This is a genomic window from Bdellovibrio sp. (assembly GCF_047637665.1).
Lineage (GTDB): Bacteria > Bdellovibrionota > Bdellovibrionia > Bdellovibrionales > Bdellovibrionaceae > Bdellovibrio.
Genome location: NZ_JBLJBT010000008.1, coordinates 1 through 11,703, shown reverse-complemented (window position 1 = coordinate 11,703; position 11,703 = coordinate 1). Strand labels below are relative to the sequence as shown.

Genomic DNA, 11,703 nt, shown 5'->3' with positions numbered 1-11,703 from the left:
TTATCAAAGAGCCCAAAAATCTATCATTCTAGCTATTCAGTTTTCAAAGAGCGAATCTTGCTCGTCGTTAATATTTCGTAGCGACGAGGTAGAGGTTTTATCGAAAGACCGAAGCCTTGTCAATACCCTCTCAAACATTTTTTCGAAAAAATTTAAAAATAAATTCTTTCGAAAAAATCCTCGCAATCAGCCCCTATGGAGCAACCCCATCCTTACATTTGAATACAAATCAAATAGTTAGGCTTAGAATCTGTTTGGCGACCAAACGTATCGGCGAAGGAAGCACGATTTATAAGGGCAAAGTGGCCATAGCGCAAGTTTTTTTATTTGCTTAGTAGCTCAGCGCGCACTGGAGGCTGATTTGCTATGCTTATAAGCATAATGGCGATTTTCCATGTAAGACTTCCAGCAAATGCCGCCTTTGTAGGCAAAAAATCCTAAAAACAGCCTCCAGGCAACCAAGTCAATATTCCCCACTGACCCTATTTTTTCCCAGGAACCTCTTGCCCACTTTGCGCCTCATCCAGCAATTCCCCGTGATAATGCAGAATAACACTTCCACCCCTCAGCAATGGAATCGTCTTATCAGCAACAGAAAGGGATACAGCAGGACAACCCCAACTCACCCCTAGGCGTCCGCGGGGCTTTTTCGTGACAGGATCAATCGAGCTAATGAAGTCCTCGCTGGCGTACCAAGCCCCATGCATAACAATGTCCCTATTGTAAGCCTGATCGTTTGAACGCTGCAGACCATACATTCTCAGCGTCTTACCATATGAACCTTGATACACTTCTCCCGTTAGATAGAACCCCAGAGACGTCTGACGGGAATCTTTTCTATTGCTAAATCTATACGCGTAATCGCTGCGCCCACTTCCCACGCCATGTGACGTGTAGTACTTCTCAACAGAACCCGTACGAAGATTGATAAGATAGAAACGTTTTTTTGTCGAAGGTGCAGAGTAGTCGACAATGGCCACATACTGAGGGCTTCCCAGAAGAACTTTTTTAGAGCTGCGATTGCGCTTCTCTTCATCGCAAGGCTTTACATCTTCAGGATCTTTCCCATCACACGTATAAGTGTCTTGATTGAAACTGCGCCCCTTATTTTCATAAAGAAACTTTGTCATTCTAGAGAGCGCATCTGCCGGCACACCTTGAGAGAGAATCTTTTTTGCAATCAGAGTGGAGGATTCCGCAGTGGCCTTAAGGGACACGCCAACTGTGGCAAGACCTAGAATGACAGTTAACAATAAACGCATAAGACTCCTCCGACTCAACGAACTATATAGTCCCTTGAGTGCAAGAAGGAAACTGTCAGGATATTTGACATAGAAAAAAGACACGCACCCCAGGCTATAGCTTCGGGCGATGACCGTAATAGCTCCAAAACTTAGGAAGACACAAAGCCGTCGCAATGACTGCAAAAGCGCAGATGATGCCTCCTCCGCTAATACTCACTGGAACAGAGTACTTTGCGGCCATCCAGCCTGCCCGAGCGTTCCCCAAAAGAGGGCCTGACATGTAGGAAATCATTTCGATGCCGGAAAGACGCCCTCGCAACTCATTGGGAACGGTCTCATTCCAGATAATGCCGCGAAAAAGACCGCTCATCATGTCCGCAGCCCCCGCCAACCCCAGAAACAGAAGAGCCAACCATAGCTGTTCGGAATATCCAACTCCAACAATAAACACCGCCCACAACGCAGCAGCGATGATCACGGCTCGCCCATGATGGGCGACTTTATGGGTCCATCCACTAAGAACCGTCATCACCAACGAACCCACAGCCATCGCCGAAAACAGGAAGCCTGCCGCCGAGGCACCTCCCCATTGCTCTGACATTGACGGAAAAAGAGCGACCGGAAACGCAAAAACCATAGCCACGATATCTATCACGTAGGTACCAATAAGTTCGGGCTTTGAGAGCGCGTAATTTAAGCCCTCACGCGCTTCAGCCCACGCTGAGCGGGCCGATCTTTCGGGGTCTGGCATTGATGACATCATCGACAAGGCCACATAAGCCGCAACAAAGGTGATTAAATCGAACAAGAACGCGCCCTTAATACCAAAACTCGCGATAAGAATACCCCCTAAAGCGGGACCAACAATCGCACCCGCGGCGTACCGAAAACTTCCAAGTGCTCCGATTGCGGCGTAGTGCTTTTTGTCGACAAGTTTTTGAGTGAGAGCATCCATAGCCGGGCGATGGAAGCCGACGACAGACTGAAACAAAGCGACCAATACAAAAATAAGAGGAAGAGAAGGTTGGCTACTCCACGCATTGAGCGTCAAACCCAAGATGAGGAGACTCATCAGGAGTTCGGAGACCAGGAGCAGCCTTCTTCGATTGAGACGATCGGCGTAAGTGCCCCCCAATATGCCAAAGATAAGGACCGGCAAAAGCTGCACGAGCCCTAACATGCCCACCAACCAATTGTCTTTAGTTAACTCATAGACTTGATAAGGGATCGCCACATAACTGACCATGCTTCCAAGAAAAGAGATCATTTGACCAAAATAGAGAAGACGATAATCGCGATATTCTTTAAGGGGGGCTAGATTCAAAAACATAGAAAGAATCTAATGCGAAGAAAAACTTATGTCAGCTACGAAAACGCGAAAGGATGTCATCAACAACCGTCTCAACGGAGGCCCCGCGAGTCATACCCAGCTTCTGATTAACAACCAGCGAAAGGCGATGGGGAGGACAGAATCGATAACATGAGGTTGTCTCAAGGGACCATTCAACATCGGGTCTTTGCATACGCAAAAGTTCAAGGACTTTATGCAAAAACTCTTTCTTGATCTGCCCCAGGTCTTCCCCCGCGTCTTCAACTGATCGAGCAATACATCCTGAACAAATCTCAATATTTTGCTTCACGAAAACCTCTCGCCACGCCAGTGAAGTCCACCTGCTTCATAGATCTTCCCGTTAAAACCACATTCCGCCATGGGCTCCGATCACTCCCCCGACAAGGGCGACCAGGCCGACCGCTAGCAAAAGATAATGCAATCTCTGCAGTAACTCCAAGGTTCCCTTGGGATCCTTCTGCGCGCGCTGATGCAATAGCTTATGAATGACAATCGGCTCAAGCACAAAAAGCATCAAAGTAAACATCGCCCAAGCAAGAAGCATTGCCCACAGCCACCAAGTATTCAGCAATCGCGCCCAAGTATCTGTCACCCAAAGCATCGCCAAGCCCGAGATCAGAGCCAACTGAGTTGTAATCTTCGCCTGATTCCCAAAGCGATGTTCAAGTTTTTCAAAGGTCTCATAATCCCCGCCCCCTTTGCGTAAAGCCGGAATCAAAACCAACGTGACAAAAGCGACCCCACCAATCCACAGAAGAACGGAAAGAACGTGAACTCCGCGCCAAATCGCATAATAGTTAAAGTTCATACCCTATCCTCCCGCGTAAAAATGAGTCAAAAAACTGGAGATTATCCAAAGTTCATCCTAAAGTGATATCTGAAGAATTCAAATAATTCTTTTTCCTTATCCACTATAGATCATATTCTTTCAAGAGGATGCTCTGATGTTTGTTGTAACCGTCACTTACCTTAAACCGCTCAACGAAGTTGATGAATATTTAGCGTCTCACCGTGAGTTCTTAAAGTTGGGCTATGAGATGAAACTACTCCTTGCTTCAGGATCTCAGGTCCCTCGCACAGGAGGGATCATCTTGGCGCGTGGGAACGATAAGAAAAAACTTTTGGACTTCCTAGAGAACGACCCGTTCAAAGTCAATAACATTGCTTCTTATGAGGTTGTTGAGTTTAATCCGGCTCTGTTTGCTCCGGAGATGGCGGAGCTTGTAAAATAAAAAAACCGGCCACAAAAAAAGTAAACTCATCTATCGTCGTCTTAACAATACTCACGGGTGAATTGAAATATATGAAAACAAAAAAATCATATCTCCTCCTTGCCGCAACTCTCACTTTCTTCGCGGCCCTCAATTCGGTTTTTGCCACAACTTCTGTTCCTCCGACTCTCATTGCACAGAGTTTTTCAGCAAATCCCGAAGCCACCACTTTGGATGAAATGAAGAAGGTCACTTTCTCAGTCCGTCTTAGAACAAGTTGGCCCTGGGATCGACAGATCCTTGAAGTTAAACCGAAGCCCACGATGGATCCCCTTATTCTTCGTGCCAAGAATGCGGGGGCTGAAAAGATTGAGCTGACCGTAGAGACGCCATCGAGTTACCCCGCCGGCCTGGCAAAACCGAAGGTCCGTTTTGAAAACAATGAGATCACTTTGAGTATTGAGAATTGGGACATCCTCATCAATAAAGAAGCGCAGGTCAGTAGTCGCATCAAGAACACTCTTGATAACACTTACTCTCCGTGGGTCAACTTCCCCAATGCCGCTCTGCCTCTGGTAATTTACCGAGCAGAATACAATCTTGCGAAGATTCTCAAAAATTCCAAGATTGACGAGATTCTGACTTTAGAAAAATGGATGACTCGCCTACTGGACGAAGCGGTCAAACCCGCAGGCCCTGAGGCGACCTTTGCACTTCGTATAGAATATAGCTATGATTCGATTCAAGGGCCCGACGAACTTGAAATACAATTGCCGGTTCTTTTAATTCCCTCGGCCAAGATGACAAGTCAGACCGCCGCAGCCATCGCCACACAGATGGAAAATTGGTTTCGTTCCAACAGTCCCTCAAAAGAAAACGGAGCCTTTGTTATCGACTTGAACGTCTTCATCACGTCGCCGACTGAAAATCCGTACACGCCGATCTTCGACACGGACACTTTGTCTTTAGAACTTCCGAACATCAAAATCTAATCAAGCAGAAAATTCCAACTCCAGCCCCCTATTCAAGGGGGATTCGAACCCTCCACCCTTCTAGCGAAAGGGACGACCGCGCCTGAGGCCGCTCAACACATGGGTTTGAGTCCGCAGACCGTGGCAGGTTACGTGAAGATCATCTATCAAAAGTTGCTTGTCTCAAACCGTGTCGAAGCTTTGCAAGAGCCCTTCGCCAGGGTTTGGCCTGACAGAGGAATCTCAGTTTGAATACCAAGTCCCTATTGCCATTCCCCCTCTCCTGACTCTAAAATAGAAGGATGCCGCGAAGCTCGAAAATCTCAAGGCGAAGCTTTCTTAAGTCCTCGGTTGCTCTCTCCATGTCCATGGCGATTACGGGAGTCACAGACAAGGCCAAGGCCGGTTATTATAATTTAGGTGCATTCTGGAGAGGCTCTGCGATGGGAGCTGGTGATATTGGACGATGTTTGAGATTTCGTTCTAGTGCAACGGCCTATCTTAGCCGAACATTTTCCTCGACTCCTCTTACCTATACGCTTTCCCTGTGGGCTAAACGTGGCCAACTAGGCTCCGTTCAAGTTCTGGCGGGATGTCGCCTGAATGCTGTTGCAACCTGTGATCTTGTCTTTGATGCTTCTGACCAACTTCGTCTTGAGCTGTATAATTCTTATGTCTTAACCACCACAGGCAAGTACTTCCGAGACCCTTCGTCGTGGCTCCATATCGTTCTTTCTGTTACTACGAACAGTACGATCAATTTGTATGTTAATGGAAACCTCGTCGGAACAGGAACTGCGACCGCCAACTCATTTCTTTTCAATAGCGCTTACACAAATGTTATTGGCAAATTGGGAGATCTTTCGGCCCAATACCTTGATGGCTATATTTCTCGCGTGGCCTTCATCGATGGTCAGGCACTGGCTCCAACTTCCTTTGGATATTTTAATACAAACCTCAATGAATGGGTGACGCGCACTCAAGCTCAAGTCAAATCTATCGTCAATGCGGGAGGAGCGAGTTCTTTCTTGCTGGATTTTGATGACGGAACAACACTGACGACTCTTGGCTATGATAAGTCTTCAAAAGCGAATCATTGGACGTGCAATAATATTTCTCTGACGGCGGGCCCCACTTACGATCATACCCTGGAAGCCCCCGGCAATAGTTATGCGACGCTCAATCCTCTTGCATACAATACGGCCTGCACAGTGCCGACGATTTCTAATGCGAATTTGAAGTTTCTAGGACCTAGTGGTGCGGTGGCCTCCGTGGGAGCCTCAACAATGAGTGTCTCCTCTGGAAAATGGTATTGGGAAGTGAGTGGACCTGGTGGGGTCACTGGCACCTACTGTGGCATTACGGCTATGCCGGTTTACACGGGTGCCGTGCAAGATCTTGGAGCGCGAGCCAATGACTATGCCTATCGCCTAGATACTGGTCAGAAGCGGACCTCCGGAACGCTTTCTGCCTTCGCGACAGCAGCATCGTCAACGGATATTGTCGGGTTTGCTTTAGATCTCGATGCGAAAACTCTGGATGTTTATAAAAACGGAACTCTTCTGGGAACCTTGGCCTCCAGCATTCCCGCAGGAGATTACTCTCCGGCATTTGATACCTATGCCTCGCAATATCTGGAGGTTAATTTTGGTCAAGCACCCCTGCTTGCCTCCGCAACTTATCACTCGAGTGCTCGGGGCTACTTCCGTCATGCACCACCTACGGGCTTCAGAGCTCTTTGCCAAGCCAATCTGCCGGACCCCATCATCAAAAATCCTAAGAACCATTTTGATGTATTGACTCATTCTGGAGATGGAACAGCTCGGGATCTGACAGGAGCCCTTTTCACTCCTGATCTTGTCTGGGGAAAATCTCGAAATACAGCCGCCACGTCCCACCGCCTTGTCGATTCGATGCGTGGAAAAGGCACGAATTATTATAAAACAATCAGCTCGAACACCACGACCATTGAAGCAGAAGATGACGCCATCACAAGTTTAATCAGTGGCGGCATTCGAGTGGCGGCGTCCGCTAATTTTCCCAATACCAGCGGGCAAACTTTTGTCTCCTGGCTTTGGAACGCGAAAAGTAATTTCGCGGAATTGCAACGCTACACCACCCCGGGAACTTACACCTACACGGTACCAACGGGAGTCACCTCCCTTTCTGTCCTTGTCATTGGAGGCGGAGGTGGCGGCGGCGGAAGCGGCGCTGGTTGCGGATCTGGAGGCGTCGGAGGAAATTCGACTTTAGACACACTGACAGCCAACGGCGGTGGAGCTGGGGGCGCGGGTCCCAACGTTTCTGGGGCTGGCGGAACTGGTGGTGGAGGCTCTGGTGGTGACGGTGGAATTTCAGGGACCGTCGGAACTGCGGGCGATGGAACGAGCCTCACAACAGGCGCAGGGCTCTCAAGCTTCGCCGGATTTGGCAACGGAAGCCCGATCACAGGATGGGGAGGCGCTGGAGGTGGAGCCGGATTGCGATACGCCACCATCGCTGTTTCAAGCGGACAGCAACTTTCAATCACTGTCGGCGCTGGTGGAACAGCCGGAGCCGCCGGTGCTGGAGGTGCGGGAAAACCGGGAGCTTCGGGCGCTGTTATTATTTACAACTCTACAAGTGGCTATCCTGTGAATACTCAAGGCACTATTGTGTCTACCCTCACCGCCAATCAGACTGCGGGAATCAGTATTGTTTCTTATTTGGGGAACGCCACCTCGGGTGCGACCGTGGGGCATGGACTGGATGTGGCCCCGAAGATGATCCTCGTAAAGAATCGCGACTATTCGGGAAGCTGGGTGGTCTATCATAAGAGTCTCACCTCTGCCGCATATTATCTTCTTTTGAATAGCACGGCAGTGCAGACCAATACTTCCAATATGTGGAACAGTGTTGCGCCGTCCTCGTCCGTCTTTACTTTGGGTAATGATGGTTTCACCAACCGCAGTGGTAATTTTCATATTGCCTATTGTTTTGCTGAAATCGAAGGATTTTCCAAAATAGGCTCTTACGCCGGCAATGCCTCTGCGGATGGCCCCTTTATTTGGTGTGGCTTCAAACCGCAGTGGATCATGATCAAATCTTTATCTGGGGGAGCTGAAAACTGGGAAATTTTCGACGCCACCCGCACTCCGATCAATCCATCGTCGACAAGCCTCAAAGCCAACCTCGACAATAGCGAGACAACATTAAGTTCGTTTGATGTTTTATCGAATGGATTTAAGATTCGCGACTCTGCAACACGAATTAACGGCTCTGGATATACTTATGTTTTTATTGCCTTTGCAGATGTACCGGGGAAATATTCTTTGGCGAAGTAACTTCTAAAGAGGCCCTCGCTTCGACTCCGAGAATTTTCATCAGGGTTTGTGCATCTTGAGGGGCACGCACCTTCACATCATTGTCAAAGTAAACAAAGACATCCCGCCTGCGTCCGTCATCTTTGGAGTCGAGAATAGTTAAAGAGTCTTGAGGGCTTCGCCCCTGACGCCAGACTTGAATCCGCTGGGCCCACAAACGCAACGTCGCCGTGTCGTATCCATTAACATAGATCTCTTCATCACCATGAAGACGGAGATACAGAAAATCACTGGTCACGTCCTCCATATAGGGCCATTTCCCGGCGGTGTCGGCAAAAACCAGCGCAATGTTGTATTTGCGAATCAAGTGAATAAAATCAGGATTTTCAAAAGAATGATGGCGCACTTCTATGGCGTGACGTAAAGGTCGCTTCGACCGACTGATAGAAGTGGGATAGCCCGGCTGAAATCGGTCCGAAGAATTCGCAAGCTTTACGGCATCGACAAAGGATCGAGGCAAGAGTTTAAAAAAATCCTCAAGACGACCTTCATCGAAACGAAAGTTCGGCGGAAACTGCCACAAAAACGCCCCCAGCTTGTCAGCCAGAAATAGCACACCCGACGCAAAAAAATTTGCCAAGGGAGTTTCAATATCTTTCAAGCGACGAACATGTGTGATGTATTGGGGGCCTTTTACTGAAAAACAAAAGTCCTTAGGCGTTTCACTAAACCAGCGCTGATAGGTCTCAGGCTTTTGGTAATTATAAAATGAACTATTGATTTCGATGGAATTAACCTGGCGACTGGCGAAATAGAGCTCTTGCTTTTGAGGCAAATCCTTTGGATAAAACACCTTCCGCCATGGCGAATAAACCCATCCTGATATTCCAATTCGCAGATCCATTTTTCAACTTTATCAAACTCAAAAGAGAAAGCCGCTATATTAAGAGCATATCTGCCAATTCACAGGAGCGGACGCGGAAGGAAACGCGTTCTTACTTGGCCCCTTTGGAGCTCGTTGTGGATGTTCCTTCCAAGGATTTCCCAGCACTCGCTTTTCGGCGTTCTCTTTGGCTGGCGGCTTCGATTTGACTCCACTGAGAATCAAGAGCCTTCTGAACGGCCTCACCCCATTTCGTCGCATCTTGTGGCCCATAGTGAATACCATCGGAGCTGCCTTGGGGATATTTGATCAATCGAGCAGAATCAATATAGATACAATCGTTTTTTTCAACGACGGCTTTGATTTCTGCGATTCCTTTCGGAAGATTTTTTTTATACGGATCACGAGCCAAGTCTGGGGGGCCAATCCACACGCACTGAGATCCACCCTTGCGAGCATATTGGATCATCTTTTCAATATGTTTTTTTTCGCGCTGGATATCACCTTCACTGGATAGAATGTTTGTGCCCAGAGAGATCACCGTCACATCGGGTTTCAGAGTGTCGAACTCTTGACTGAAGGAGTTCATTTGGTGACTTTTCACACGGATTTCTTTGTCGATGGCACTACGACGCCAATACCCACAATTGGTGGTCTTAAAATTGCCTTTATCCGTAGTCCACGTCGAGGGAGATGACCCGCAGCTTGATATCGAAAGAACATCGGAGGCTCGAGTTCGCAGATATTTATCTAAGACTTTTCCAAAGTTACCGTACGAATGAGAGTCCCCAACAAAGAGGACTTTGCTAACGGAACCTTCAGAGGCGGCTTGGGCTGATGAAAAAGTTAGAAACAGAATGATGGCGATAAGAGTAGAATTCATGTGTTCCCCAATATAACAATAGTTTACCTGGGAAGGGGGTACCCTTCCGGTGCGGTACGGCCTCTCGGCTAGGGGCTCGCTTCTTGATCTTCTTCCGAACTCCACTCTAACAGAGACAACTCAGAGGTCTTTTTCCAATCCGCACTGCCTCTTTTGAGAATACGTACTGAAACTTCACCACCGCTGATTGTCCAAAGAAGAGTGTCTCCTTTTGCGACCCCTAGGGCTTTTCGGACTCTGGCTGGAATTGTGGTTTGATTTTTCTTTGAGGCTTTTGAAGTTGCACCTGAATTTCCCATGGGCTGCGATGCTCCAATCTCTCTAGATGTTTCCTATTGGCTATCCTTTAAGACTAAAAAACAAAAGCAGCCTTGTCGAATCAGTACTTAAGAGCCCCCCACAATCCCTTCTTTAAGCTAGTTTCATAGCTCAAAGAAGGGCCGGGGTCAGATTTCTCCCCGGCCTTTTTGTTTTACACGTGCTTTTAAGTCCTTGCTGATCTGTTTCCATCGTTTGCGTTCCTCCACTAACTTCTGCGGATCATTTTTCCGTTCCTGATGAGACACTTCCCTTTGCAGTTTCAAGTAGCTCTCCCATCTGTCCGCTTGCAGACGTCCGTCTTCTAAAGCGGACCGAACTGCACACCCTGGCTCGCTTTGGTGGGCACAGTCATTAAAGCGACAAGAATTTGCTAAGTCGACAACGTCTTCAAAAAGACCTTGCACACCCTCTTCTTGATCCACTAAAGCCAACTGCCTCATCCCCGGCGTATCCATCAAAAGAGCGCCTTCAGGTAAGCGATACAAAGAGCGCGATGTCGTCGTATGGCGCCCTCGATCGTCATCTTCTCTAGCATCTTGAGTTTTAATGACGTCTTCGCCTAAAAAGAAATTCGTCAAAGTGGACTTCCCCACCCCCGATGATCCCATCAACACGACGGTTTTTCCTGGCTTCAAATAAGTTTTTAAAACTTCACATGTGGAAGACTCAAAGATACTGACCCCGTGAATAGGGACTCCCACATACGTGTCAGCTAGCTCTTGGAGCAGAGACTCTGCATCGTCAGCCAAGTCCATTTTGCTTAAAACCAAAACAGGCAAAGCTCCGCTATCCCACACCATACTTAAATAGCGATCCAGGCGCTTCAGGTTCATATCGCGATTCATGGAGGTAACAATAAAAACCACGTCCATGTTGGCAGCAACCACTTGCACACCTTCACCAGGGTCTTTGCGGTAAAAGCACGATCGACGTCCCAACACCTTTTGAATGAGTGCCCTATCCTGATGCTCTTCACTTTTACACAAAACCCAATCACCTACTGCGGGATAACTTCCCGACGACATCTCATTGTCATGACGAAACCGCCCCGAGATCTGCGCCCACGAGGTGTCTTCTTCAGCAAAAGCCACACGATAGAGGTCGCGTTCTTGTCCGATCACACGACCCACTTTGAGGTTTTTATCTGTTAGTTCTAGTTGTTGTTCAAAAAATAAGTCCCATCCCAAAGGGATGAGGTTTGAATATAAATTCACTCGATAACTCCAAAATTTATTGTTGAAAAATAAAACGGAGCTCTCGTGGATTTTAAATTGAAATGCTTAAAATGGTAAAATTAAGACTTAAACCCAAGAGAGCTGTTGTTTGATTTAAAGAATGTGACAATCATAAGCCCTCCCTGTTTTGGCGTTGGATGGTTTAATGCTACGTCTTTTGGATCACAGGGTCAATGGGGGGGACGTAACTTATGAAACTACTGGTTTGAGTTTTCAGGTATTTATGAATTTTGGAGGGTTTTTATAGGGTTCTTCACGGTTAACAGTGGGAAACGATGAGTCATAAATAAGTGAGGCATAAG

The 11,703-nt window shown here is 47.7% G+C and carries 12 protein-coding genes; 4 read left to right on the top strand and 8 right to left on the bottom strand.

Annotation, left to right across the window (positions count from 1 at the left end):
- Positions 1-482 precede the first annotated feature (482 nt).
- The 4 genes from ACM64D_RS01560 to ACM64D_RS01545 all read right to left on the bottom strand — a co-directional run bounded on the left by ACM64D_RS01560 (position 483) and on the right by ACM64D_RS01545 (position 3,403).
- Positions 483-1,262, bottom strand: a complete 780-nt coding sequence (locus ACM64D_RS01560; protein ID WP_415061426.1) for a murein L,D-transpeptidase catalytic domain family protein — start codon at positions 1,260-1,262, stop codon at positions 483-485.
- A gap of 94 nt (positions 1,263-1,356) precedes the next feature.
- Complete coding sequence (locus ACM64D_RS01555) at positions 1,357-2,574, bottom strand: MFS transporter (RefSeq protein ID WP_415061425.1); 1,218 nt, start codon at positions 2,572-2,574, stop codon at positions 1,357-1,359.
- A gap of 31 nt (positions 2,575-2,605) precedes the next feature.
- Positions 2,606-2,884 (bottom strand): hypothetical protein, encoded by a 279-nt coding sequence (locus ACM64D_RS01550; protein WP_415061424.1) that lies wholly within the window; start codon positions 2,882-2,884, stop codon positions 2,606-2,608.
- Between the two features lie 51 nt (positions 2,885-2,935).
- The gene (locus tag ACM64D_RS01545) at positions 2,936-3,403 is read right to left on the bottom strand and encodes a hypothetical protein (protein WP_415061423.1); all 468 of its coding nucleotides are present in this window, start codon (positions 3,401-3,403) and stop codon (positions 2,936-2,938) included.
- A 136-nt stretch (positions 3,404-3,539) separates the two neighbouring features.
- Between ACM64D_RS01545 and ACM64D_RS01540 the strand changes: the two genes are divergently transcribed.
- From ACM64D_RS01540 to ACM64D_RS01525, 4 genes are all read left to right on the top strand, one after another.
- The gene (locus tag ACM64D_RS01540) at positions 3,540-3,827 is read left to right on the top strand and encodes a YciI family protein (RefSeq protein WP_415061422.1); all 288 of its coding nucleotides are present in this window, start codon (positions 3,540-3,542) and stop codon (positions 3,825-3,827) included.
- 71 nt (positions 3,828-3,898) lie between these two features.
- Complete coding sequence (locus ACM64D_RS01535; protein WP_415061421.1) at positions 3,899-4,798, top strand: hypothetical protein; 900 nt, start codon at positions 3,899-3,901, stop codon at positions 4,796-4,798.
- Positions 4,799-4,897: 99 nt separating this feature from the next.
- Positions 4,898-5,029: a hypothetical protein gene (locus tag ACM64D_RS01530; protein WP_415061420.1), complete on the top strand. Its 132-nt coding sequence runs from the start codon at positions 4,898-4,900 to the stop codon at positions 5,027-5,029.
- A gap of 110 nt (positions 5,030-5,139) precedes the next feature.
- Positions 5,140-8,100 carry an SPRY domain-containing protein gene (locus ACM64D_RS01525; RefSeq protein WP_415061419.1) on the top strand — a complete coding sequence of 987 codons (2,961 nt, stop codon included), beginning with the start codon at positions 5,140-5,142 and terminating at the stop codon, positions 8,098-8,100.
- On the opposite strand, the gene ACM64D_RS01520 is transcribed toward ACM64D_RS01525, so the two are convergent.
- From ACM64D_RS01520 to rsgA, 4 genes are all read right to left on the bottom strand, one after another.
- On the bottom strand, positions 8,054-8,983 hold the full coding sequence (locus ACM64D_RS01520) for a DUF72 domain-containing protein (protein ID WP_415061418.1): 930 nt from the start codon (positions 8,981-8,983) through the stop codon (positions 8,054-8,056). The genes ACM64D_RS01525 and ACM64D_RS01520 overlap by 47 nt on opposite strands.
- A gap of 91 nt (positions 8,984-9,074) precedes the next feature.
- Positions 9,075-9,845, bottom strand: a complete 771-nt coding sequence (locus ACM64D_RS01515; protein WP_415061417.1) for an SGNH/GDSL hydrolase family protein — start codon at positions 9,843-9,845, stop codon at positions 9,075-9,077.
- 68 nt (positions 9,846-9,913) lie between these two features.
- Positions 9,914-10,144: an AbrB/MazE/SpoVT family DNA-binding domain-containing protein gene (locus tag ACM64D_RS01510; RefSeq protein ID WP_415061416.1), complete on the bottom strand. Its 231-nt coding sequence runs from the start codon at positions 10,142-10,144 to the stop codon at positions 9,914-9,916.
- 147 nt (positions 10,145-10,291) lie between these two features.
- Positions 10,292-11,380: a ribosome small subunit-dependent GTPase A gene (gene rsgA / locus ACM64D_RS01505; RefSeq protein ID WP_415061415.1), complete on the bottom strand. Its 1,089-nt coding sequence runs from the start codon at positions 11,378-11,380 to the stop codon at positions 10,292-10,294.
- Positions 11,381-11,703 lie beyond the last annotated feature (323 nt).

Bases quoted from the DNA above. Each gene is read 5' to 3' on its own strand.
- ACM64D_RS01520 (WP_415061418.1), bottom strand. From the start codon at position 8,983: ATGGATCTGCGAATTGGAATATCAGGATGGGTTTATTCGCCATGGCGG.
- ACM64D_RS01560 (WP_415061426.1), bottom strand. From the start codon at position 1,262: ATGCGTTTATTGTTAACTGTCATTCTAGGTCTTGCCACAGTTGGCGTG.
- ACM64D_RS01535 (WP_415061421.1), top strand. From the start codon at position 3,899: ATGAAAACAAAAAAATCATATCTCCTCCTTGCCGCAACTCTCACTTTC.
- ACM64D_RS01510 (WP_415061416.1), bottom strand. From the start codon at position 10,144: ATGGGAAATTCAGGTGCAACTTCAAAAGCCTCAAAGAAAAATCAAACC.
- ACM64D_RS01555 (WP_415061425.1), bottom strand. From the start codon at position 2,574: ATGTTTTTGAATCTAGCCCCCCTTAAAGAATATCGCGATTATCGTCTT.
- ACM64D_RS01540 (WP_415061422.1), top strand. From the start codon at position 3,540: ATGTTTGTTGTAACCGTCACTTACCTTAAACCGCTCAACGAAGTTGAT.
- ACM64D_RS01515 (WP_415061417.1), bottom strand. From the start codon at position 9,845: ATGAATTCTACTCTTATCGCCATCATTCTGTTTCTAACTTTTTCATCA.
- ACM64D_RS01545 (WP_415061423.1), bottom strand. From the start codon at position 3,403: ATGAACTTTAACTATTATGCGATTTGGCGCGGAGTTCACGTTCTTTCC.
- ACM64D_RS01530 (WP_415061420.1), top strand. From the start codon at position 4,898: ATGGGTTTGAGTCCGCAGACCGTGGCAGGTTACGTGAAGATCATCTAT.
- ACM64D_RS01525 (WP_415061419.1), top strand. From the start codon at position 5,140: ATGTCCATGGCGATTACGGGAGTCACAGACAAGGCCAAGGCCGGTTAT.